The sequence below is a fragment of the Empedobacter sp. GD03861 genome (assembly GCF_029840885.1).
GTDB classification, from domain to species: Bacteria; Bacteroidota; Bacteroidia; order Flavobacteriales; family Weeksellaceae; genus Empedobacter; species Empedobacter falsenii_B.
The window spans coordinates 1-21,879 of record NZ_JAOCDJ010000021.1 but is presented as its reverse complement, the minus strand read 5'-3'; the positions used below and the strand labels follow the sequence as shown (position 1 = coordinate 21,879).

The 21,879-nt window shown below is 31.3% G+C and carries 22 protein-coding genes; 9 read left to right on the top strand and 13 right to left on the bottom strand.

The window, feature by feature from the left end:
- Positions 1-83 precede the first annotated feature (83 nt).
- Positions 84-1,286: an enoyl-ACP reductase FabV gene (gene fabV, locus N5D03_RS10265; protein WP_180906024.1), complete on the bottom strand. Its 1,203-nt coding sequence runs from the start codon at positions 1,284-1,286 to the stop codon at positions 84-86.
- Between the two features lie 150 nt (positions 1,287-1,436).
- Here fabV and N5D03_RS10260 point away from each other — a divergent pair, with 150 nt between their 5' ends.
- Together N5D03_RS10260 and N5D03_RS10255 are read left to right on the top strand one after the other, a co-directional pair.
- Complete coding sequence (locus N5D03_RS10260) at positions 1,437-1,865, top strand: transposase (protein ID WP_038333926.1); 429 nt, start codon at positions 1,437-1,439, stop codon at positions 1,863-1,865.
- 12 nt (positions 1,866-1,877) lie between these two features.
- Positions 1,878-2,183, top strand: a complete 306-nt coding sequence (locus N5D03_RS10255) for a hypothetical protein (protein WP_038333921.1) — start codon at positions 1,878-1,880, stop codon at positions 2,181-2,183.
- A gap of 34 nt (positions 2,184-2,217) precedes the next feature.
- Here N5D03_RS10255 and N5D03_RS10250 read toward each other — a convergent pair whose 3' ends face one another.
- Complete coding sequence (locus N5D03_RS10250) at positions 2,218-2,529, bottom strand: DUF3817 domain-containing protein (RefSeq protein WP_038333915.1); 312 nt, start codon at positions 2,527-2,529, stop codon at positions 2,218-2,220.
- A 228-nt stretch (positions 2,530-2,757) separates the two neighbouring features.
- Here N5D03_RS10250 and N5D03_RS10245 point away from each other — a divergent pair, with 228 nt between their 5' ends.
- Positions 2,758-3,876: an ionic transporter y4hA gene (locus tag N5D03_RS10245; protein ID WP_038333912.1), complete on the top strand. Its 1,119-nt coding sequence runs from the start codon at positions 2,758-2,760 to the stop codon at positions 3,874-3,876.
- A gap of 60 nt (positions 3,877-3,936) precedes the next feature.
- Here the strand turns inward: N5D03_RS10245 and N5D03_RS10240 are convergent, their stop codons facing one another.
- The 4 genes from N5D03_RS10240 to truA all read right to left on the bottom strand — a co-directional run bounded on the left by N5D03_RS10240 (position 3,937) and on the right by truA (position 8,018).
- Positions 3,937-4,887 carry a LysR substrate-binding domain-containing protein gene (locus N5D03_RS10240; protein ID WP_038333906.1) on the bottom strand — a complete coding sequence of 317 codons (951 nt, stop codon included), beginning with the start codon at positions 4,885-4,887 and terminating at the stop codon, positions 3,937-3,939.
- A gap of 134 nt (positions 4,888-5,021) precedes the next feature.
- On the bottom strand, positions 5,022-5,438 hold the full coding sequence (locus N5D03_RS10235) for a hypothetical protein (protein WP_219034549.1): 417 nt from the start codon (positions 5,436-5,438) through the stop codon (positions 5,022-5,024).
- A 77-nt stretch (positions 5,439-5,515) separates the two neighbouring features.
- The gene (locus N5D03_RS10230; RefSeq protein ID WP_280051566.1) at positions 5,516-7,276 is read right to left on the bottom strand and encodes an ABC transporter ATP-binding protein; all 1,761 of its coding nucleotides are present in this window, start codon (positions 7,274-7,276) and stop codon (positions 5,516-5,518) included.
- Positions 7,263-8,018, bottom strand: coding sequence for a tRNA pseudouridine(38-40) synthase TruA (truA, locus tag N5D03_RS10225; RefSeq protein ID WP_280051564.1), 756 nt, complete (start codon positions 8,016-8,018; stop codon positions 7,263-7,265). The genes N5D03_RS10230 and truA overlap by 14 nt, the downstream gene beginning before the upstream one ends.
- Positions 8,019-8,052: 34 nt before the next feature.
- Here truA and N5D03_RS10220 point away from each other — a divergent pair, with 34 nt between their 5' ends.
- On the top strand, positions 8,053-8,544 hold the full coding sequence (locus N5D03_RS10220; RefSeq protein WP_125350164.1) for a metallophosphoesterase family protein: 492 nt from the start codon (positions 8,053-8,055) through the stop codon (positions 8,542-8,544).
- Positions 8,545-8,587: 43 nt separating this feature from the next.
- Here N5D03_RS10220 and N5D03_RS10215 read toward each other — a convergent pair whose 3' ends face one another.
- Entirely contained in the window at positions 8,588-9,622 is a 1,035-nt protein-coding gene (locus N5D03_RS10215) for an alpha/beta hydrolase (RefSeq protein WP_219034553.1), read from the bottom strand.
- Between the two features lie 223 nt (positions 9,623-9,845).
- Between N5D03_RS10215 and N5D03_RS10210 the strand changes: the two genes are divergently transcribed.
- Complete coding sequence (locus N5D03_RS10210; RefSeq protein ID WP_260392011.1) at positions 9,846-10,058, top strand: DUF2071 domain-containing protein; 213 nt, start codon at positions 9,846-9,848, stop codon at positions 10,056-10,058.
- A gap of 55 nt (positions 10,059-10,113) precedes the next feature.
- Here N5D03_RS10210 and N5D03_RS10205 read toward each other — a convergent pair whose 3' ends face one another.
- The gene (locus tag N5D03_RS10205) at positions 10,114-10,593 is read right to left on the bottom strand and encodes a GNAT family N-acetyltransferase (RefSeq protein WP_219034554.1); all 480 of its coding nucleotides are present in this window, start codon (positions 10,591-10,593) and stop codon (positions 10,114-10,116) included.
- Between the two features lie 161 nt (positions 10,594-10,754).
- Here N5D03_RS10205 and N5D03_RS10200 point away from each other — a divergent pair, with 161 nt between their 5' ends.
- Positions 10,755-10,985, top strand: coding sequence for a CDGSH iron-sulfur domain-containing protein (locus tag N5D03_RS10200; protein ID WP_280037543.1), 231 nt, complete (start codon positions 10,755-10,757; stop codon positions 10,983-10,985).
- Between the two features lie 152 nt (positions 10,986-11,137).
- Here the strand turns inward: N5D03_RS10200 and mnmA are convergent, their stop codons facing one another.
- The 3 genes from mnmA to N5D03_RS10185 all read right to left on the bottom strand — a co-directional run bounded on the left by mnmA (position 11,138) and on the right by N5D03_RS10185 (position 14,744).
- On the bottom strand, positions 11,138-12,331 hold the full coding sequence (gene mnmA, locus N5D03_RS10195) for a tRNA 2-thiouridine(34) synthase MnmA (RefSeq protein WP_219034556.1): 1,194 nt from the start codon (positions 12,329-12,331) through the stop codon (positions 11,138-11,140).
- 64 nt (positions 12,332-12,395) lie between these two features.
- Positions 12,396-13,712, bottom strand: coding sequence for a Na+/H+ antiporter NhaC family protein (locus N5D03_RS10190; protein WP_125350159.1), 1,317 nt, complete (start codon positions 13,710-13,712; stop codon positions 12,396-12,398).
- Between the two features lie 165 nt (positions 13,713-13,877).
- Positions 13,878-14,744, bottom strand: coding sequence for a cupin-like domain-containing protein (locus N5D03_RS10185; protein ID WP_280051561.1), 867 nt, complete (start codon positions 14,742-14,744; stop codon positions 13,878-13,880).
- A gap of 289 nt (positions 14,745-15,033) precedes the next feature.
- Between N5D03_RS10185 and N5D03_RS10180 the strand changes: the two genes are divergently transcribed.
- A complete protein-coding gene (locus tag N5D03_RS10180; protein WP_280051560.1) occupies positions 15,034-17,187 on the top strand; it encodes an OmpA family protein in 2,154 nt (717 codons plus the stop codon).
- Positions 17,188-17,250: 63 nt separating this feature from the next.
- On the opposite strand, the gene N5D03_RS10175 is transcribed toward N5D03_RS10180, so the two are convergent.
- Positions 17,251-18,456 (bottom strand): methyltransferase domain-containing protein, encoded by a 1,206-nt coding sequence (locus N5D03_RS10175; RefSeq protein WP_038333863.1) that lies wholly within the window; start codon positions 18,454-18,456, stop codon positions 17,251-17,253.
- A gap of 54 nt (positions 18,457-18,510) precedes the next feature.
- Positions 18,511-18,954: a thioesterase family protein gene (locus N5D03_RS10170; protein WP_280051559.1), complete on the bottom strand. Its 444-nt coding sequence runs from the start codon at positions 18,952-18,954 to the stop codon at positions 18,511-18,513.
- A gap of 342 nt (positions 18,955-19,296) precedes the next feature.
- On the opposite strand from N5D03_RS10170, the gene N5D03_RS10165 reads away from it, so the two are divergent.
- Both N5D03_RS10165 and N5D03_RS10160 read left to right on the top strand, forming a co-directional pair.
- A complete protein-coding gene (locus N5D03_RS10165; protein ID WP_280051558.1) occupies positions 19,297-21,429 on the top strand; it encodes a Tex family protein in 2,133 nt (710 codons plus the stop codon).
- A gap of 10 nt (positions 21,430-21,439) precedes the next feature.
- Positions 21,440-21,871 carry a DUF4844 domain-containing protein gene (locus N5D03_RS10160; protein WP_180906005.1) on the top strand — a complete coding sequence of 144 codons (432 nt, stop codon included), beginning with the start codon at positions 21,440-21,442 and terminating at the stop codon, positions 21,869-21,871.
- Positions 21,872-21,879 lie beyond the last annotated feature (8 nt).

The following is a 21,879-nucleotide window of genomic DNA, read 5'->3' as shown; positions in this document are numbered from 1 at the left end:
TTATTTTTTACTTATTTTATTGAGACAAAAAAACCTCGAAAATAATTTTCGAGGTTTTGTATTATTTTATTGAAATGATCTTCTTATTCTGCAATACTTGGAACTGAAACCAATTCGTTTGTATCAGCATCATAATCTATTTCATCAAAACTAAATCCAAACAATTGTAAGAATTCATCATGATAACCTTTGATATCAGAAATTTCTTTGATGTTCTCAGAAGTTACAATTTTCCATAAATCATCTACTTCTTTTTGTACATCTTCGCGCATTTCTAAATCATCGATACGAATACGTCCATTTTCGTCCAAAGGAACTTCTCCGTTTGCAGTATACAAGCGCTCTGCAAACAAACGTTGCATTTGCTCGATTGTACCTTCATGAATTCCTTTTGCTTTCATTACTTTGTACAATAACGAAATATATAATGGCACAACTGGAATAGCAGAACTAGACTGTGTTACCAAAGCTTTGTTTACAGAAACGTAAGAAACACCATTCAAATCTGACAATAATTCGTTGATAACTGGAACCGTTTTTTCTAAATCGTTTTTAGCCATACCAATCGATCCATCTTTGTAGATTCTATGCGTCAATTCTGGCCCTATGTATGAATAAGCAACAGTTTTTACACCTTCAGCTAAAACACCAGCAGCTTTCAAATCTTCCATCCAAAATTTCCAATCTTCACCTCCCATTACAGCAATTGTATTATCAATTTCTTCTTGAGATTCAATCGGATCAATTGTAATATCTGTAACTTCTGCTGTATGAAAATCTACTGTTTTATTTGTAAATGGTTCACCAATTGGTTTAAGAACTGATGAATACGCAACACCTGTTTTTGGGTGTGTACGACGAGGCGAAGCTAAACTGTAAACTACTAAATCTACTTGACCTAAATCTTGTTTGATTAAATCAATCGTTTGTTGTTTAATCTCATCAGAAAAAGCATCTCCATTAATACTTTTTGCATACAAACCAGCTTCTTGCGCTTCTTTCTCAAAAGCAGCTGTGTTGTACCACCCCGCAGTCCCCGGTTTTCTTGGTGCAGCAGGTTTTTCGAAGAAAACACCTATTGTTGCAGCATTATATCCAAAAGCAGCTGTAATACGAGATGACAGACCAAAACCTGTCGAAGCTCCAATTACCAATACTTTTTTTGGTCCTTCGGCTGAAATATTTTTTGATTTTACGTACTCAATTTGATTGTGAACATTTTTTGCAGTTCCCTCAGGGTGAGTCGTAATGCAAATAAAACCTCTTGTTCTTGGTTGAATAATCATTATACTTAATTTAGTCGCATAAATTTATAAAATAAATTCTATATAACGAAACGATCTTTTTGTACATAAAATCATTCTATTTTTGAGATAATTAATAGGAATACTGATTTCGATTTACTATATTTACAATTACTCAAAACCTACTTACCTATGAAAGATATTCACATAGGCTCTTTAATCAAAAAAAGAGTCGACGAACTTGGAATTGATATATCCCGTATCAAGGGCTTCTTCAAAACTTATTCTGAAAAAGAAATTAATGCTCAATATTTAAGTAAAAGCATACAAACAGACGATTTATTAAAATGGTCGAAGTTGTTGGAATATGATTTTTTTAGAATTTATACGCAGCACATTATTTTATTTGCTCCTGTTGGAAAAAACGCCGCAACTTCAACATCCCCTAAAAGCTCTGTTTTACCAAATTATCGCAAAAGTGTGTATACAAAAGAGATTATAGATTTTGTATTGAATTTATACACTGAAGAAAAAAAGAAAATTCAAGAAATTTCAAATGAATACAATATCCCTAAAAATACCATTCATAATTGGATAAAAAAATACCTACCACAAAATTAAATCTTACTCACTATGGAAAAACCAAACTACCAAAAAATCTATCAAGACATTATTAAACGCAATTTCCCTGAAAAAATAGAACAGACAAAAAAATTGTTAAAAAAGAATATGAATGTTTTGGATATCATGAAGGTATCAGAAATACTGAATGCAAACAAAACAGCCGAAAATCAAAAGCATAAATCCTACGATTTGAATTCTGTTTTAGAGATTTTAAAAATTCAGCAAAAAAATAATTACACCAATACTTTTACTGCTGATAAGTTTAAAATCAGTCGAAATACTGTAGCTAAATGGCGTAAAATATATGGGTATTAAAAAACGGTTTCAAAAAGAAACCGTTTTTTTTTATTTATCTATTATTTTTATCCTCTTTTATTACTTTATGTACCGCTAAAGTTGCAAACGGAATAAATGCGTACATCACATAAATGATAAAGTCTTCGTCATCCCATTTATATATTCTTCTGACTCTAAAAAGTAAAATCAAGTAAGCTGTAAACCAAAAACCGTGAAAACAACCGGCAAATGGCATTGGCAACACATAATCGAATTGATATTTAATTGGCATTGCGACCAAAAATAAGAGCGTACAACTTATCGTTTCCCACACACATGATGTGCTAAACCATTTTTTTAACTTTTCGTCAGATACGTTTAACATTTTGCAAATTTAATCGTTTATTGATAGTAGAGGTATGATAATCATTAGTTAAAAAGGTTATTTTTACTCAATTATTGAAATAACTATTAATATTTATGATAATTAAATGTTATAATTATTATTATTTATGATAATTAAATGTTATAATTATTATTATTTATGATAATTATGCATAATAATTATCAATATTATTTATTAAATTTGTAAAAATCCAAAACCTCATAATTAATGCACGTAGATAATTTTCTTTCAAAAAAATTCAATTTAGCTTTACCCTACTGGACAATTATCTGTCCCATTCTTGCCATATTTTCACTAACTATAGCCGAAGGATTTAAAGATCAGATGTGGTTTTCTGGAGTCTTAGGAATCATTTTAATTTCAGCCGTTTTATCAGCTGTACATCACGCAGAAGTTGTAGCGCATAAAGTTGGAGAACCTTTCGGAACCATTATTTTGGCCTTAGCCATTACAGTTATCGAAGTTTCGTTAATTGTTTCATTAATGATGTCCGAACCTACCGGCTTTCCTTCAGTTTTGGCTAGAGATACCGTTTTTGCTGCTGTAATGATCATTCTTACCGGAATTATCGGAATCTGTTTATTGGCTGGAGGAGTTCGCTATAGAGAACAAAATTTTATCAAACAAGGTGTTTCAACTGCTTTAATTACTTTAGTTGCAATATCTATATTAACCTTAGTTTTACCTAATTTTTTAACTTCAGAAAAAGGAGGAGAATTTTCGACAAGTCAATTAATTTTTGTAGCAATTATTTCGTTGATTTTATATGGCGGATTTATTTCCGTCCAAACCATTCGTCACCGTGATTATTTCTTACCACAAAGTAGCAAAGATAATGTAACATCAGAATTGCATGTCGAAAAACCAAATTTACTTACAACGATTTCGAGTTTGGTTTTATTATTAGTTGCTTTGTGTGCAGTTGTTTTGTTATCAAAAAAATTATCGCCAACCATCGAAACAATTGTGATGGATTTAGGCGCTCCAAAATCATTGGTGGGAATTATAATTGCCGGAGTTATCTTATTACCAGAAGGTTTAGCTGCATATAAAGCAGCAAAACAAGACCGTTTACAAACAAGTCTTAACTTGGCTTTAGGTTCTGCATTAGCTTCAATTGGATTAACAATTCCTGCAGTAGCAATTGTTTGTTATTTCACAGGATTGGAAGTTACATTAGGAATAGATGCAAAATCATCTATCTTATTAGTATTATCCTTGTTCACTGTTTATTTATCATTAAATTCTGGTCGAACAAATATTCAGCAAGGAATTGTTTTATTAACACTTTTTGCCACGTATTTATTTACTACAATAGTTCCATAAAGGAAATTAAAAGACATAAAAAAAACGACTCAAAATTAAATTTTGAGTCGTTTTTTGTTTTTATTTTTTTGGTAAAGAAACCATATTCGAATCTAATTTTTGATCTTTTTCTAAGAATATTTTTCCTCTCAAAATACTTTGAATTGTATTGATTAACTCTTTTTCGAAAGAATCTCTTAATTGAGATTGATGAAAAATCAACGAAACTTCTCGCGTTGGAACTGGCGACTCAAAGTTTTTGACAAATTTCTTATATTCTTGTGGCAAATCATCTGCAACCAAAGCAGGCAACAAAGTCATTCCGTATCCATCGTTTGCTAATTTAACTAAAGCTTCAAAACTTCCTGAATCTAACTTAATCGGACGATTTTTTAGATTTGAAGTATCACATAAAGCCAACACATTATTTCTGAAACAATGTCCTTCTTGCAAGATTAATAAATCAGAAGTGTTTAGATCATCTTCATTGATTTTATCTTTGTCAGATAAGCGATGCCCGTTTGGCACATAAGCCACCAATGGTTCATAATAAAGAGGTTTTTCGATAATTTGATCCTCGAAAAGTGGCGAAACCACAATTCCAAAATCCAACGAACCATCTTTTATTCCTTTTATAATTTTATCCGTTTGCAATTCTTTGATAATAAGATTTGATTTCGGATTATTTTTCTGAAATGTTTTATAAAATAATGGTACCAAAGAAGGTAAAACAGTAGGAATAACACCAATAATGAAATCACCTTCTAATAAACCTTTTTCTTCGTTTACCAAGTGTTTCATTCGGTTAGCTTCCATTAAAATTGTTTTTGCTTGCGCAACAATTTTCTCTCCAATTTGAGTGATTTTGATTGGATGCGATGTTCTATCGAAAATATCAATATTCAATTCTTTTTCCAATTTCTGAATCTGCATACTCAATGTTGGTTGAGTTACAAAGGATTTATCAGCAGCAATTGTAAAGTTCTTATGCTCAGCCACTGCCAGCACATATTGTAATTGTACTAATGTCATATATAAAAATTGATATCTATAAATTTTTGTGATAAAGATATACATTATTATATTATCAATCTATATCATAAATCATAATTTAATCCATAAAAAAAGCCCGAATAAATTCGAGCTCATATTAAATATAAATTTAATTATTTGTTTAATTGTTTCTGAATTTCAGCTGTCCAATCTTGTAATTTTTTTGCGTCTTCTGGTTTCAAAGTTTGAGTAAAACCTTGTAATTCTTTTTGGAAATCTACTGATTGTTTTGTCAATTCAGCTAATTTATTTGCATCACCAGCAGTTGCAGCTAATTTCATATCAGCAGCCCATTTGTTGTATTTCCCAACAAATTCAGTAATTTTTGGATCAGAGAAAGTTGGTAAATCTTTTGCTACATCAGCAATTTTATCCATTGTCTCTTTACCAGCTTCTACTTGGTCTTCTACTGTATTTGCTACATTTTCTTGTGTGTTTTCTACTTTTGCATCTACTTTTTCTTTTTCAGATTTACAAGAAGATAAAGAAACCACACCTAATACTGCAGCAGCTAAAAATAATTTTTTCATTTTAAATTAGAGTTTTATAGTTAATATTATTGATTGTTGAATATAAACAAATCTAACGATTTATTTTTGTTAATTTTTCAATTTTCTTTCGAAAATTGAACTTCATACAAATTGGCATAATAACCATGTTTTGCTAACAATTCACTGTGTGTTCCTTGCTCAACAATCATTCCATTATCCATTACAATAATTTTATCTGCGTTCTGAATTGTTGCTAAACGATGCGCAATGATGATAGAAGTTCTGCCTTGCGTTAGCTTATCTGTTGCTTTCTGAATCAATTCTTCCGACTCGGTATCAATCGATGATGTTGCCTCATCCAACACCAAAATCTCTGGATTATAAATATATGCTCTCAAAAACGAAATCAATTGACGTTGACCTACAGAAAGTGTCGAACCACGCTCGCTTACCTCACTGTAATAGCCTTTTGGTAGTGACATGATAAAATTATCAATTCCAATAATTTTCGCAGCATTTTGTACTTCTTCCAACGAAATATCTTTATTTCCTAGAACAATATTGTCATAAATTGTTGTATTAAATAAGAAAACATCTTGCAAAACAACCGCAACGTGTTGACGTAAATTTTTCAATTCCATATCATGGATATTTACATCGTCTATTTTAATTGTTCCAGAATCGATGTCATAAAAACGACTCAATAAATTAATTATAGTAGATTTTCCAGCACCTGTTGCTCCTACAATTGCAATTTTTTCACCTGGTTTTGTCGAAAAAGAAATTCCTTTCAACACCAAATTATTCGGAACATAAGAAAACTTCACATTTTCAAAATCGATTTTACCTTTTACATGATCCAACTTTATTGTTCCATTATCTGGCAACGTTTGATCATCATCAATAATTTTGAACACACGATCTGCTCCTACCAAACCACGCTGAATGGTATTGAAACGTTCTGCAATTGCGCGCATCGGTGCCGTTAACAACGTAACATATTGTGTAAATGCAATTAAATCACCAACTGAAACATCTCCATAAACAGCAGTTCTCAATCCTCCAAACCAAATCAAACTTCCTGTTGCTAAAGCCGAAATAATATCGACAACAGGAAACATTAATGAAAAATAGAAAACTGTTTTTAGATAATTTTTCTTTAAATCATTATTAATCGAAACGAATTTATTGTATTCTGCTTGCTGACGATTAAAAACCTGAATAATATTCATTCCTGTTAATCGTTCTTGCACAAACGTATTCAGCTTCGCTACAATTGTACGTTCTTCTTGGTAAACATTTTTCAATGCTTTTTGAAATAATCGTGTAATAATCATCATCAATGGAAGAATCACAATCACAACCGTTGCTAAAACCCAGTTCATCCAATACATCACAACAACGATGAAAATGATTTTTAGTACATCGCCCAACATCACTAAAATTCCGTCATTGAAAACCTCAGCAATCGTTTCAATATCAGAAACTGAACGTGTTACCAAAACTCCATTTGGCGTTTTATCGAAGTAACCAAGCTTGAATTTGATCAAATGATTATACAAACGAACGCGTAATAAACGGATAACTCGTTGTGCAACAACATTCGCTAAATAAACCATAAAAAAAGACAAAATTCCTTCGAAAACTAACACCAAAGATAGTTTCACGATTTGCATTTGAAGCCCTGGTAAATCTTTTGTCTGAATATAATCGTCGATGATATTTCCCGTTAAATACGGACGATAAACAGAAAAACAGGCACTAAAAACCGCTACAAAAACCACCGACCAAAACATCACTTTGCTTTGCGCTCCGATTTGCAAAACACGTTTTAATCCATTAAAATCAAACGATGTATTCTCATTATTTGAACTCATTTTTAAATAATTCTTTTGGATACTGAACATCCACCAAATACAATCCTTGCGCTGGCGCCGAAGCTCCTGCAGAAGAACGTTGTTTCTGCTCAATAATTTCTTCAAAATCCTGGATAGAAATTTTTCCTAATCCAACTTCAACCAATGTTCCAACAATTGCACGCACCATATTTCGTAAAAAACGATCGGCTGTGATCTGAAAAATCAATTGACCATTTTCATTTTTTCGCCAAAACGCTTCTCTTACATCACAAATATTTGTTTTCACATCGGTATGTAATTTAGCAAAACTTCCGAAATCTCCTTGCTTAATTAACAATTTTGCTGCTTCATTCATTTTTTCAATATCCAATTCTCGGTTAAAAATCCAAGCACTATCAAACGCAAAAGGATCTTTGAAAGGCGAAATAAAATAATTGTACGAACGCGAAGTTGCATCAAAACGAGCATGCGCTTCATCATCCATCAAAAATAAACGATAAGCAGCTATATCCTTTGGTAAAAAAGAATTTAACTTTTTGATTATATCAACCGATAATTCTTCTTCATAATCAAAATGAACAAACATTTTTTTTGCATGAACACCAGCATCTGTTCTTCCCGCTCCTACAATCGAAATTTTTTTTCTTAATAGTTTAGACAACCTGTCTTCAATCACTTCTTGAACCGAAATTTGATTGGGTTGAATCTGATAACCAAAATAATTTTTTCCGTTGTATGCTAATTCTAAAAAATATCGCAATTGTTGTAAATTTGAGCAACAAAAATACAACCTTTTGAAGAAAATTCTTTTACTTTCGGACACGCATTCTTATATCGACGATAGAATTTTGGAATATGCGCAACAAGCAGACGAAATTTGGCATGCTGGCGATATTGGCGATATTTCTGTAACCGATAAATTAGCTGAAATAAAACCTTTGCGTGCTGTTTATGGAAATATTGATGATAATAAAGCTCGCGCAGAATTTCCGCTCAACAACAGATTTACGTTAGAAGGTGTTGATGTTTGGATTACACATATTGGCGGTTATCCAGGAAAATATAATCCTACAATACGAAAAGAAATCACAGAAAATCCTCCAAAATTATTTATTTGTGGACATTCACACATTCTAAAAGTAATGCCTGATAAACAATTAGGGTTAATTCATATGAACCCTGGCGCAGTTGGTAAACACGGTTTTCAGAAAGTTCGTACAATGTTACGGTTTGAGTTGAATAAAGGAAAAATTGAGAATTTGGAAGTGATTGAATTTAAGAAATGATTTTCGAATCTCGCATTTCGAGATTCGAAGTTCGCATTTCGCTTTATTTCGCTAACTTGAATTCTTTCAGAATAGTAACAAACTTCGAATTAGTGATATATTCTCTAAATTCGTGCGAATCTTGTCCAGAAAAATCTGTTTCTTCTAAGAATGTATAATTTTTAGAAAGCTCATCATATAAATCTTTTTTGTAACCAAAATCTGTCGCAATCAAACTTCGAGATAAAACCCCAATCTTTCCTTTCCCTAATACATAATCCGTATTATTTATCGTGATATGCATGCGTTTTAACTGAGGTGTAAAGGTTTTTAATTGATTATTATCCAATGTGAAATCAACTTTTCCAATCGCAGGTGCCAACATAATGCTGTAAATTTTATTATTATTTTCTAACAAAGTTTCTGCATTCGTAAAATCGACATGATGCGCAGTTTCAGCACGTTTTATCTCACTTTCACGCAACGAAGGATTCACCAACGAGCTCAAAACAACCGATGCGCCACGACTATGCGAAATCAAATAAACGTCTTTGTTATGAATGACATTCAAAATTCTACGAAGCCCGAAAACACCCGCCATTTGGCTATTTGTCGTTGCACTTACCCAAACTTTTGCAGTACCAAAAAGACTCTCGTTCACCAATCCATCCCAATAAAAATTAATCACCTCATCATTCGAAGAATTAATATTCATATAAGTTTTGGCTTTATTGTAATTTTTCAGGCTAAACAAATAATCATTATCAATTCCATGCACAAAAATGATGACACGTTTCTTATTTTTAACTCTTTTTTCGATATTTTTTAAACGCAAACTTTCATAAGAAGTTAATTGATTTTGAAAGTTGTTTTCAGTCGCAATTTTCATCAACGAATAATCTCTACGACTTGCATTTCTAGGAGGTTTACCATACGATTTCAACCAATTATCTGGGTAAAAATTTCCGTTTTGATCCACAAAAGAACTTGTTGTATTCGGTTGAATAAAATTATTTGGATTCTGAGAAGTTGGCACATTATGTATTGCTGCACATGACGTTAAAAAACTAATCACGAAGATATAAAACAAGTTTTTCATATGATAAAAATTGGTATGCGAAGTAACTACAATTTTCTTTATTTCGCAATAGATTTTGCACCTTCAACCATAAGTTTAACAAGGTTTTAAGTGAAATATACGATCAAACAAATTCTAACCGAAAAAAAATCATCGTGGTTGAAATGACCCAACAAAACGATGGAAATATTATCAAGAATGGAACAGAGCGTTATTTTTTCATTACAGAATTGACAAAGAAATTTTGAGAGAATTAGTTCCAAAAGATTTAGAAATTGATGAAATAAATGATTCTGATTGGGTCTCAATTATCGCATTTACAATGGAAAAAATTCGACCTCGTTTTTTGCCTGCACTCTCTCCTACTTCTGATTTTGACGAAATTAATTTGAGAACATATCTCACAAAAAATGGAAAATCTGGTATTTATTTTTCATCGATTCGAGACCAGATTTAATGCATTATTCAGAAGGTGTGCAAGTTGTCGCTTGGAAAAGGATAAAGTTTAACAATTAAATTTTCTTTCTCAATAAATGTTGCATTCCATTGAACCATTCTCGTTGAGAACCATCATCTATATAACCAACTTTTAGATACAAATCATATGCTGATTTATTTTTGAAATTAACCGCTAAAACCAATTCATCAATTGTAGGAAAATTATCTTTTACAAAATCATCCATCAAACTCATCGAAATTTTTCCGTAACCTTTTCCTTGAAACTCAGGGTTTATTGATAAAGAACGCAACAACAACGAATTCGTATTATTCGTCATCTCCAATTTATCGTCACCATAGTCTAACACAAAAAAACCAATTGGTTCATCATCTAACAAAATTGTAATTGGTTTTGCATGTCCATCTGTGCGTAATTTCAAACGCTCAAAAGTCTCGCTAGGTAAGGCTGTAAAAGAAATTTGATCTTCTGGTAAATGATATAACAAAGCATTGTGATGTTTAATTTCTGTATGTTTGAGTTGAATTGTTGGCATAATCATTATTTTCAAATAAAAGTAATCAAAACATTCTAAATCCTATGTAAAAACAACAACGTTTATCTATTAAATTATAGTCAATTACTGCACAAAATTTAAACTCATTCTAACCAAAATAGTTTTTAAATTGTAGTAAATATCAGTCTAAATCTACAATTATGGATGATCAAAACAAGTTAAATATTCAAATAGGAACAAGTCAAAATACAGATGGTATCTATATAGAAATCACAGAAAATGGACCTTATATCTTGCACGGAAAACCTAAAATTGTTCAGCAGTTTATCATTCCAAATCAGCAAGGAATTTCTGTCAATTACCAAGAAGGAGAAAAATTTGAAGCAAAAGATACAACTTATCTTTGTCGTTGTGGACAATCTTTTAATTAGTCTTTTTGTGATGGAACACATGCTTAGATGAGATTTCAAGATGGTTTACCAAAGCAACAAAAAGTAAAAGGATTTTTTTTTAATAAATGATATTAACATAAAACGCTCAAGAAAATCTTGAGCGTTCAATATAATAATGATGTTTATATTTTTTAATTATTAATTACACCAGAGCCTAAAAGTTCGTCTTCAACATACCAAGCACAGAATTGACCTTCTGTAATTGCAGATTGAGGGTTTTCAAATTCAACATACATTCCGTTTTCAGCTTTGTGTAAAATTGCTCTTTGCAAAGGTTGGCGGTAACGAATACGCGCCATCACTTCCATTGTTTCGTCGGTTTTCAAAGTTAAATCTTCGCGAACCCAATGTACTTCCTCTTCTTTTATAAACAATGCTTTCTTCAATAAACCTGAATGATCAGCGCCTTGACCTGTGTAAATAACATTAGTCTCTACATCTGTATCAATAATAAACAAAGGTTCTACTTTTCCTCCAACTCCCAATCCTTTTCGTTGACCGCGAGTGAAATAATGTGCGCCTTGATGTTTACCTACAATATCTCCGTCTTCTTGTTTGTATGAGAAACCTTTTGCTTCGAAATCTAATGCTTCATATTTATTTTCAAAAGTTGGAATTTCTCTTTTATATCCGTTCCAATCTTTGGCTATTTCTACAATTACACCTTCTTTTGGTTTTAATTGTTGTTGCAAAAATTCAGGTAAACTAACTTTTCCAATAAAACATAAACCTTGCGAATCTTTCTTATTCGCTGTAACCAAGCCTTGCTCTTGCGCAATTCTTCTTACTTCTGGTTTTTCTATATCTCCAATTGGGAATAATGCTTTGCTTAATTGATCTTGCGACAATTGACACAAGAAATACGATTGATCTTTATTGTTATCGTTACCTTTTAACAATTGAAAAATCTCTTTTCCATTTTCATCAATTGTAGAAGTTTTTCGTGCATAATGCCCTGTTGCTACATAATCTGCACCAAGTTCTAAAGCTGTTTTCAAAAACAAATCGAACTTAATTTCTCGGTTACATAACACATCAGGATTTGGTGTTCTTCCTTGCTCGTATTCATTGAACATATAATCTACAATACGTTCTTTGTACGAATCAGACATATCAATTACCTGAAAAGGAATATCTAATTTTTTAGCTACCAACAAAGCGTCTGCACTATCTTCTATCCATGGGCATTCATCTTCCAACGTTACCGATGCATCGTTCCAATTACGCATAAATAATCCGATCACATCATAGCCTTGCTCTTTTAGCAAATAGGCTGTAACACTTGAATCTACTCCTCCAGAAAGTCCTACGACAACTCTTTTCATCTTAAAAAATTTCAGTCTACAAAGTTATAAAATAATATTCGACGAATGAATATCATACATCAATCTATTTTTTGAATGATTTTGGCTGAAAAAATAAGATAAAAATAAGCGTACAAATTCCAGTTAAAAATGGATAATATAAGTTAGATAACACATCAACCGAAGAAACCTTTGTTGCACTTGAAATTGTATTTGCAGCTGCAACCGCTGCCAAAACTTGCGCACCATAAGGTAAGATTCCTTGTACAAAACACGAAACCGTATCCAAAATACTTGCCACACGTTTTCCCTCTAAATCATGATGATCAGAAATATCTTTTGCAATTTTACCACAAATCAAAATTGTAATCGTGTTATTTGCCAAACAAGCATTCGCCAAAGCTGTAAGCGACGCAATACTCATCTCAGCCTGACGTTTTGTTTTAATATTTTTGGTTAGATGATAAATGATAAAATCTAATCCACCATTCAAACGAATAATTCCAACAATTCCACCAATAATTAAACAAATAATACTCAACTCAAACATTCCTTTAAAACCTTCATTAATAGAAGAAACTAAGTCTAGTAAAGGAACACCAGAATAGAACAAACCAATTCCAAGAAACGAAAGAATTCCTACAATTAAAGCCCAAATCACATTAATTCCAGAGATTGCTAGTCCAAAAACTAATAGATAAGGTAAGATTAAAATCAAGTCAAAATCTAACTGTTTTCCTTGGAAATTGGTTGTGTCAAAATGTTGAGAAAGTGAAAAATATATAATCGTCGAAACAATAGCTGCTGGAACTACTATTCGAAAATTAGTTTTAAATTTAGATTTCATGCTCACTTCTTGCGTACGTGTTGCAGCAATTGTTGTATCAGAAATAAATGATAAATTATCGCCAAACATCGCTCCACCAACCACTGCACCTAACAAAATTGGCATAGAACCTGGGATCATTTTATCCATTTGCACTGCAATCGGAGCAACAGTTACAATTGTTCCAACCGATGTTCCCAAAGCCGTCGCAATAAAACAAGACAACAAAAAGAAACCTGCTACAATAAAGGAAGAAGGAAGATAATTCAAAAATAAATTCACTGTTGATTCTACAGCACCAATTGTAGATCCTAAACTTCCAAACGCTCCAGCGAGAAGAAAAATTAAAATCATCAACATAATTGTTTCTTCACCCGCATTCTTACAAAAAGCCTCGGCTTTCGTATGAAATGAAACCTTAGGGAATTGAACAAATGCAATTACTAATGCTAACATGAAAACAACCAATGCTGGAACAGAATAAAAATCGTTCAGATAAATAGATGCCGAAAAATAGACAAGTATGAAAATGATTAAAGGCAATAAAGCCCAAAAATTTCCTTTTTTTATGATCATATTACTAAAAATTCAGAAAAATATTCTGCAAATATCTATCGAAATTTTAAAACATGAAAATCAAATATTTATTGATTTATAAGTTTTTAGGACAGTAGAATAAAAAAAGGAACATCTTTCGAAAGATATTCCTTCATTTAGAAAAATTTTCTAAAAACTGTATTTTTATTTCGCAATTAATTTATTTGTTTGTGTAATTGCGCGCTCATTTTTTTCTTCAATCCAAGTTTTACCTTTTATTTTTCGCATCACATTATCGTATGTACGCATCAAAAATATGTTATAAATCGCTTCGGACAAATTTTTTGGTTTATGTGCCAACGAACGCAAACTCATCGAAAAACCTGGCGTCAAATATTTCATATAATGCCACCAACCTTCTGGCATATAAAGCATTTCTCCGTGTTTTAAGTCTGCTACCATCGGATTAATATTTTTCAACGCTGGCCATTTATCGAAATCTGGATTATCAAAATCAATATCTTCTCGACAAATTACCGAATGCGGAATTTTGTACATATACTTCGAATCCTCTGGCGGAACAATAATACAGCGTTTTTTTCCTGCAAAATGGAAATGCAAAATATTCGCTAAATCGATATCATAATGCATAAAAACATTCGATCCTTCACCTCCAAAAAATAACATTGGCATCGATTTGAAAAGATTCAAACCCAAATCTGGCATTTTATAATCTTGTTGCAATTGCGGAACTTGACTCATCAAATTGTACAAAAATATACGCAAATCTGTCGGCTCACTTTGCAACAAATCTACATATTCAGACATTTTCATCTTTGCTACTGGTTCATTTACTTTCTTCGTATAATCAACCGGATCATTATTGTATAAAGGGACAACCTTGTTGCCTGCAACTTGTTTTATATACTCAAAATTCCACTTTTCGTACGCAGGCCAATCCTCTGTAATTCGCTCTACTACAACTGGTTTTTGAGGTTTAACGTAATATTTCTGAAAATCTTTTGCAGAAATACTTTCTACTCTTTCAACTTCTGTGAAATTAAAATTCATCTTTTATGTAAAATAAAGTGCAAATTTACTTAACTTTTTTGTTAAATCTGAAAGAAGCAATTATTAAACCAATCTTTTTTAAATATGATTTAATAATTATTTCTGATTTGATGATTTATTTAATATACATTGAACTTTACTATAACTGATGATAGAAAACACATCAATTCTTTCATTATCTTTACATTGAATTTTTAAAATCGATTCGTTGAACACAAAAAATCTATTTTTTTCCATTTTTTTTATTCTACTGAATACATTTTGTTGTGCACAGCAAATTTTTCCGTATTTGGAACTTCAAAATGAAGAAGATTTTGAAAAAATAGAAGCAATTTCTCTCGAAAATGACTATAATTTTCATCATTTATTGGGTAATTTGAGTCATAATTTTACTTTTCAGAACAATTCTTCGGAAGATATTTCGGCTAAATTTATTTATCCTTATCAAGCTTCTCAAAATGTGTACGAATTAAAAGCTTTTGTAAATGATAAAGTTTTCGAAATTCAATCCAAATCGATTGTAGATATTCGAAAAGAGTTAAAAAATATTGATGCTTCAACTATTTTTAAAAATCAACAAAACAATCAAGTTTTACAATTAGATTTAGGAAAAATTCCTGCACATGCTACACTAAAAATTAAGCTAAAAGTTTCGAAAATTGTTGAAGAAAATAATTTGAATTATCAAGTTTCGTTTTTAGAATTTATCGTGAAACGAACAGAATCTTTTACCCAAATTCATCGTTGGAACAATCAATTGAATGGTTTTCCGAAAAACATAAATTCAGATATTCATCTTTCGGGAAATTTTCCGATTTCAAAAATTGTTTCTGATTTAAAATTTTCAAAGGAAGATGATCGAAATTATGTTTCAAAAAATTCGGATAAAAAGATTCCAACTCTTCAATATGCTTATACAAAAAATGAACTACAAACCGGAATTGAAACGTTTACTGAAAATGGTTGCGATTATTTTTTAGGAACAATTGAACCTGCAAATAATCCTTCTAAATATAATGCTCCACGAGAATTTTTGTTCGTTTTGGATGCTTCTGGTTCTATGATGAATCAACCAATTGAAACTTCCAAAAAATTGATGAATCAACTTCTTCCAAATCTAAACGAAACAGATAAATTTAATGTGTTGGTTTATTCTACGAAAAATGAATTAATTTTTAATTCTTCTCAATTTCCAACGAAAGAAAACATCAATTTAGCTTTAGAAAAAATTAATTCTTTGAGTGGAACTGGCGAAAAATTATTGGATGAAGCAATAGAGCAAATTCAGAAAAATCCTTTTGATAAAAATTATAAACGAATCATTGCAATTATTTCTGATGGAGCGATAAATTTGAATGAAACGGTTTACAATTCACTCCGAAATTATGCAAAAGATACTCAATTTATAACATTAGGAATTGGAAAGGAATTGGACTATCATGCGATGAATTTCATAAGTTTAGCAACAGGAACGCTTCCGATTACGGTCAATGAACCAAGAGAATTGAATCAGAAAATAACACAATTTCTGCAAGCTGTTTTGAATTCTTCTATTTATCATCTTAAAGTTCAATCATCCCAAATCAACCTCAACGAAACGTTTCCGAAGAATTTCAATACGTATTTAGCTCAAAATTCTGTCAATTTTGTTTCACGCGATTGTAATCGTCGTTATCCAAAAAAAATAGAAATTATTGGTAATCAATCGAACCAAAATTTCACTCAAAATTTTGAAATCAAACAACCAAATCCAAGTGAATTTACCGAAGCAATTAAGTTTTATTGGGCAAAACAAAAAATTGATTATCTCTTAAAAGATGAGGAACGTTGCGGTGAAATGTGCAAAAAAGATGGACGATATCGAAAAGAAATTGAGAAAATTGGAACTGAATTTAACATTTCAACACCTTATAATTTATTGATCCAGAAAGGAAATATAGAAAATTACAACAATGATTATGATACAGATGGCGATGGCGTGATGGATATCGAAGATGAATGTCCGTATATAAAAGGAAATCGTTTTGGAAATGGCTGTCCTGAAAATAATTTGAGTGATAAAAAGATTGGAAATTATGTTCAAGATTATTCAAATTATTTAATGGAAACCGTCGAATTTGATTTTGATAAAGCTGAAATCAGAGCTATTGATTATCCAAAATTGGATGAAGTTGTTGCAATTATGAAACGAAATCCATCACATCATTTTGTTATCGAAGGTCATACAGATGCGGTTGGAACAGAATCTTACAATATAGATTTATCACAACGAAGAGCAAACGCTGTGTTGAATTATTTGGTAGAAAAAGGTCTAAATAAAAATCGATTTTCAATTTCCGCTAAAGGCTTTTCAGACTTGAAACACAAAGAATGTAATCCTGCTGCAAATTGTATTGATTGGAAAAATTTTGAGAATAGACGAGTTAGATTTAAGATAAAATAATTATTGTAACAAAAAAAGACCAAGCTTTCACTTAGTCTTTTGTATCTTATAATAATTAACAGCTTAAGAAATTCTTTCAATCAAAGCCATGTAGAATCCATCATAATTAGTTTGAGATGGATAATGCATTTTATCTGAAACCATTTTATAATTTGGATTATTCTTCAAGAATTTTTCTACTTGCTGCTCATTTTCTTGTGGTAAAATAGAACAAGTTGCATAAACCATCATTCCTCCAACTTTAATGATTTTAGAATAATCAGCTAATATTTTTTCTTGTGTTGCTAATATTTCGTCAATAAATTCTGGTCTTAATTTCCATTTTGCATCAGGATTACGTTTCAAAACTCCCATTCCAGAACAAGGTGCATCAATCAATAAGCGATCAGCAGAATTCTCCATACGCTTGATTGTTTTTGCTTCAATCACCTTTGTTTGTACATTCTGAACATTGTTACGTTTTGCACGGCGTTTCAATTCTTTCAATTTCCAATCGTACAAATCCATTGCAATAATTTGCCCTTTGTTTTCCATCAAAGCAGCTAAATGCAATGTTTTTCCTCCGGCACCAGCACAAGCATCTACCACACGCATTCCTGGTTGAACACGTAAATACGGCGCAATCAATTGCGATCCTGCATCTTGAACTTCGAACCAACCATTCTGAAATTCATCTGTACGGAAAATATTTGTTTTCTCTTCTAGCTCTAAAGCATCTTGATATTTCGATAAAACTTTCGTTTTTATTCTACGCTCCTTCAACGCTTTTTGTAATGTTTTACGGTCTGTTTTCAAGGAATTCACACGTAAAACTGTTGGTGCTTGCGAGTTCATTGCATGCACTTCATCTAACCAACGATTTCCCAACGACTTCTCTCCTAACTCGAACATCCAATCTGGATACGATTCTGCAACCGCAATATTTTTAGACGAATTGTGATGTCTTTTCAAGACTTCTTTTGGATAGATTTTTTGAAATTCTTCCCATTTTGGTAACGTTTGCTCTGGATCTAAAGCAAACCAAGTTCCAACAAACTCCCAAATTGTATCAGGAGAAAGCGGACGGCTCATTGCCCCTTCAACCAAACGTTTCCAACGAACTAAATCGTAAACCGTTTCGGCAATAAAAGCACGATCGCGCGCTCCCCATTGCTTATTCGATTTCAATGTTCGCTCAACTTCTTTATCTGCATATTTTCCTTCGAAGAAAATTTGTTGCAATGTGTCGGTAATTCCGACAAATAAATTTTTATATGGTAAAATCTTCATAACTCGGTGCAAATTTACAAAGACTTAAATGATTAGCGTAATTAATTTATAAGATTATACAACTTCAAAAAGATCTTTTATCTTTTGAGGAACCTCAACCACTTTATTTTGCTGATAATCGAAGGTTACAATTCCTGTTTTCGCTTTTACAATTAATTTATCTTTTGTAGAAATTTTATAGATGATATCAAAACTAACACGCGAAAAATCTTGCACACCAATCTCAATCAACAATTCATCGCCATAAAAAGCTTGATTTTTATACTCAATCGCAACATCACCCATAATCACGCTTACACCTCCAAAATCTAATTCCGAATAGCCATAATGTTGAAAAAACTGAATTCGCGATTCATGTATAATGGACAATACTTTATCGTTTGCCAAATGATTTCCATAATTGAGATCAGTTATGCGTACTGGTATTATTGTTGAAAATAAAAATTTGTCTAAAAAATCTAATTTTATACGAGCCATTTTGTAGATATCTTTGCTCAAAGATAAGAAAGTTGTATAAAAAAAAAACGGGTTTAAGCTCCTCAGCTTAAACCCAATTGATTTTAAAAAAAACTTACACTAGTAAGTATAAATTTAACATTAAAAAAAATCAATCTTACTCTCTACTACCTATGGTCAAATTTAGAAATAATTTAATAAATACCAAAACTTTTTAGAAATTTTTTATTATTCTTTTTTATTTAAAATAAGACTGATATAAAAAACTCTAAATATTTAGATTATTATATAAAAAAATACTCTATTAAATACGACCTATATAAATAAAACATGCTATTTTTTATATTTGTGAAAAATAGTAATTTGCAAGGCCAAACTTTTAACATGAATTTGATTCAATACATTCATCAACATCTTAATTCTATTTCAGAAAAATCAATCAACAATACAGTAAATTGTTTGAATGAAGATAATACCATACCCTTTATTGCAAGATATAGAAAAGAGGTCACAGGAAATCTTGATGAAGTTCAAATTTCTGCTATAAAAAAACTGCAAAATCAATACAATGAAATTGTTTCTCGAAAAGAATTTATTTTAAAAACATTGGAAGAGCAGAATCAATTGAGTAACGAATTACAACAACGTATTCAGAAAAGTTTTGATTTGGTTCAATTAGAAGATTTATATCTTCCTTATAAAAAGAAGAAAAAAACACGTGCAACCATTGCAAAAGAAAAAGGTTTAGAGCCTTTGGCAAAAATCATCATGAAGCAAAATAATATTCCTGATTTGGATGATTTAGCAAAAAAATATCTAAATGAAGATGTGATAAGTATCGAAGATGCTTTTGCAGGTGTGCAAGATATTATTGCAGAATGGATCAATGAAAATGAGTATGTGCGTCATCGATTGCGAGATATTTTCAGAAAATCTGCTTTGATTGAAAGTAAACTAATAAAATCTAAAATAGATGATGAAGATTCGGCTAAATACTCGAACTATTTTGAATACGAAGAACTATTGAAAAAAATTGCTTCTCACCGATTATTGGCTATTTTACGCGGCGAAAATGAAGGCTTCTTGAAAGTAAATGTATCAATTGATAAAAAAGAAGCCTTCAAATTTCTTGAATACACGTTGATCAAATCTATTCAACCAGAAGTTTCTTGGGTTATTGAAGAAGCTATAAAAGATGCATACAAACGACTTTTGGCTCCTTCAATCTCAAATGAAGTGTTGAAAGAAGCAAAACAAAAAGCAGATGAAACATCAATAAATGTTTTTTCGAAAAACTTAAATCAATTGCTTTTGGCGCCACCTCTGGGAGAAAAACGAATTTTAGCGATAGATCCTGGTTACAAATCGGGTTGTAAAGTGGTTGTATTAGATGAGCAAGGTGATTTGTTGCACAACGAAAACATCTATCCGCATGCGCCTCAAAATGAAAAAACACAAGCCATCAAAAAACTAAAATCGCTTATCAATGCTTATAATATCGATGCAATTTCGATAGGAAATGGAACAGCTTCTCGCGAGACTGAAAATTTGGTTCAGAATATTGCATTTGATCGTCCACTAAAAGTTTTTGTTGTAAATGAAGCTGGTGCTTCGGTTTATTCGGCTTCTAAAATTGCGCGCGACGAATTTCCGGATAAAGATGTTACCGTTCGCGGTGCTGTTTCTATAGGCCGCCGTTTACAAGATCCTTTGGCAGAATTAGTAAAAATAGAGCCAAAATCGATTGGAGTTGGTCAGTATCAACATGATGTCGATCAAACTTTATTGAAAAATGAGTTGGATGATGTTGTTTCTTTCTGTGTAAACAAAGTTGGTGTAAATCTGAACACAGCAAGCAAACATTTACTAAATTATGTTGCAGGAATTGGTGAAAAAATGGCTGAAAATATTGTAGAATATCGAAGCGAAAATGGTGCATTTAATTCGAGAAAAGAGTTACTAAAAGTTCCTCGTTTGGGTGAAAAAGCATTCTTACAAGCTTCTGCTTTTTTACGAATTCCAAATGCAAAAAACCCGTTAGATAATTCTGCTGTTCACCCAGAATCGTATGCTCTTGTAGAGAAAATGGCGAAAGATTTGAAAGTTGATTTGAAAGATTTGATTCAAAATAAAGAATTGATTAATCAACTTGATTTAACCAAATATATTACCGAAAAAGTAGGTTTACCAACTTTAGAAGATATTAAAAAAGAACTTGAAAAACCTGGTTTAGATCCGCGTTCTACAGCCAAAGTTTTTAGTTTTGATCAACGATTAAAGAAATTCGAAGATTTGCAATTGGGCATGAAAGTTCCTGGAATTATTAATAATATTACCAATTTTGGCTGTTTTGTAGATATAGGAATCAAAGAAAATGGTTTGATTCATATTTCTAAAATTTCGAATGAATTTATTTCAGATGTAAATTCAAAAGTGCATTTGAGTCAACAAATTGAAGTAACTGTAATTGGAATTGATACAGAAAAACGTAAAATTCAATTGTCTTTGATTGATTAAGGAAAATAATATGAAGACAATTTCAATTCTATATTTTGTACTATTTAATTTAAGTATTTTTTCTTGTGCTCAAGAGAAAACGATTAACAAAGATTCTCAAAAAATGTTTACAGAATTTACTCAAAAAGATAAGTTTAATAAAGATGAATCTCTATTTTATCCTGGGTTAGAGGATAAAAATATTCAATCTAATTTGACAAAAGAAATAAATAAGCTTGCTAAAACATTCGAATCTATTCAAAGTAGTAAAAATCCCAGTAGCGATTTTTATCTTAAAGCAATTGAAAGTAGTTTAAAAACGATTGAAAAATATGATTTAGACACAGAAAATCGAACAAGAGTTGCAAATTATATCGAAGAATTAATGGATATAGTTGAATTAGAAAGTTCAAACGGACTTCTCAATAATTATGTTTATGGTTTTGATCCAACAAAAAAATAATTTCAAAA

Excerpts from the sequence above, each read along its gene's own strand:
- fabV (WP_180906024.1), bottom strand. The coding sequence starts at position 1,286 with ATGATTATTCAACCAAGAACAAGAGGTTTTATTTGCATTACGACTCAC.
- N5D03_RS10260 (WP_038333926.1), top strand. The coding sequence starts at position 1,437 with ATGAAAGATATTCACATAGGCTCTTTAATCAAAAAAAGAGTCGACGAA.
- N5D03_RS10255 (WP_038333921.1), top strand. The coding sequence starts at position 1,878 with ATGGAAAAACCAAACTACCAAAAAATCTATCAAGACATTATTAAACGC.
- N5D03_RS10250 (WP_038333915.1), bottom strand. The coding sequence starts at position 2,529 with ATGTTAAACGTATCTGACGAAAAGTTAAAAAAATGGTTTAGCACATCA.
- N5D03_RS10245 (WP_038333912.1), top strand. The coding sequence starts at position 2,758 with ATGCACGTAGATAATTTTCTTTCAAAAAAATTCAATTTAGCTTTACCC.
- N5D03_RS10240 (WP_038333906.1), bottom strand. The coding sequence starts at position 4,887 with ATGACATTAGTACAATTACAATATGTGCTGGCAGTGGCTGAGCATAAG.
- N5D03_RS10235 (WP_219034549.1), bottom strand. The coding sequence starts at position 5,438 with ATGAAAAAATTATTTTTAGCTGCTGCAGTATTAGGTGTGGTTTCTTTA.
- N5D03_RS10230 (WP_280051566.1), bottom strand. The coding sequence starts at position 7,276 with ATGAGTTCAAATAATGAGAATACATCGTTTGATTTTAATGGATTAAAA.
- N5D03_RS10215 (WP_219034553.1), bottom strand. The coding sequence starts at position 9,622 with ATGAAAAACTTGTTTTATATCTTCGTGATTAGTTTTTTAACGTCATGT.
- N5D03_RS10205 (WP_219034554.1), bottom strand. The coding sequence starts at position 10,593 with ATGCCAACAATTCAACTCAAACATACAGAAATTAAACATCACAATGCT.
- N5D03_RS10200 (WP_280037543.1), top strand. The coding sequence starts at position 10,755 with ATGGATGATCAAAACAAGTTAAATATTCAAATAGGAACAAGTCAAAAT.
- mnmA (WP_219034556.1), bottom strand. The coding sequence starts at position 12,331 with ATGAAAAGAGTTGTCGTAGGACTTTCTGGAGGAGTAGATTCAAGTGTT.
- N5D03_RS10190 (WP_125350159.1), bottom strand. The coding sequence starts at position 13,712 with ATGATCATAAAAAAAGGAAATTTTTGGGCTTTATTGCCTTTAATCATT.
- N5D03_RS10185 (WP_280051561.1), bottom strand. The coding sequence starts at position 14,744 with ATGAATTTTAATTTCACAGAAGTTGAAAGAGTAGAAAGTATTTCTGCA.
- N5D03_RS10175 (WP_038333863.1), bottom strand. The coding sequence starts at position 18,456 with ATGAAGATTTTACCATATAAAAATTTATTTGTCGGAATTACCGACACA.
- N5D03_RS10165 (WP_280051558.1), top strand. The coding sequence starts at position 19,297 with ATGAATTTGATTCAATACATTCATCAACATCTTAATTCTATTTCAGAA.
- N5D03_RS10160 (WP_180906005.1), top strand. The coding sequence starts at position 21,440 with ATGAAGACAATTTCAATTCTATATTTTGTACTATTTAATTTAAGTATT.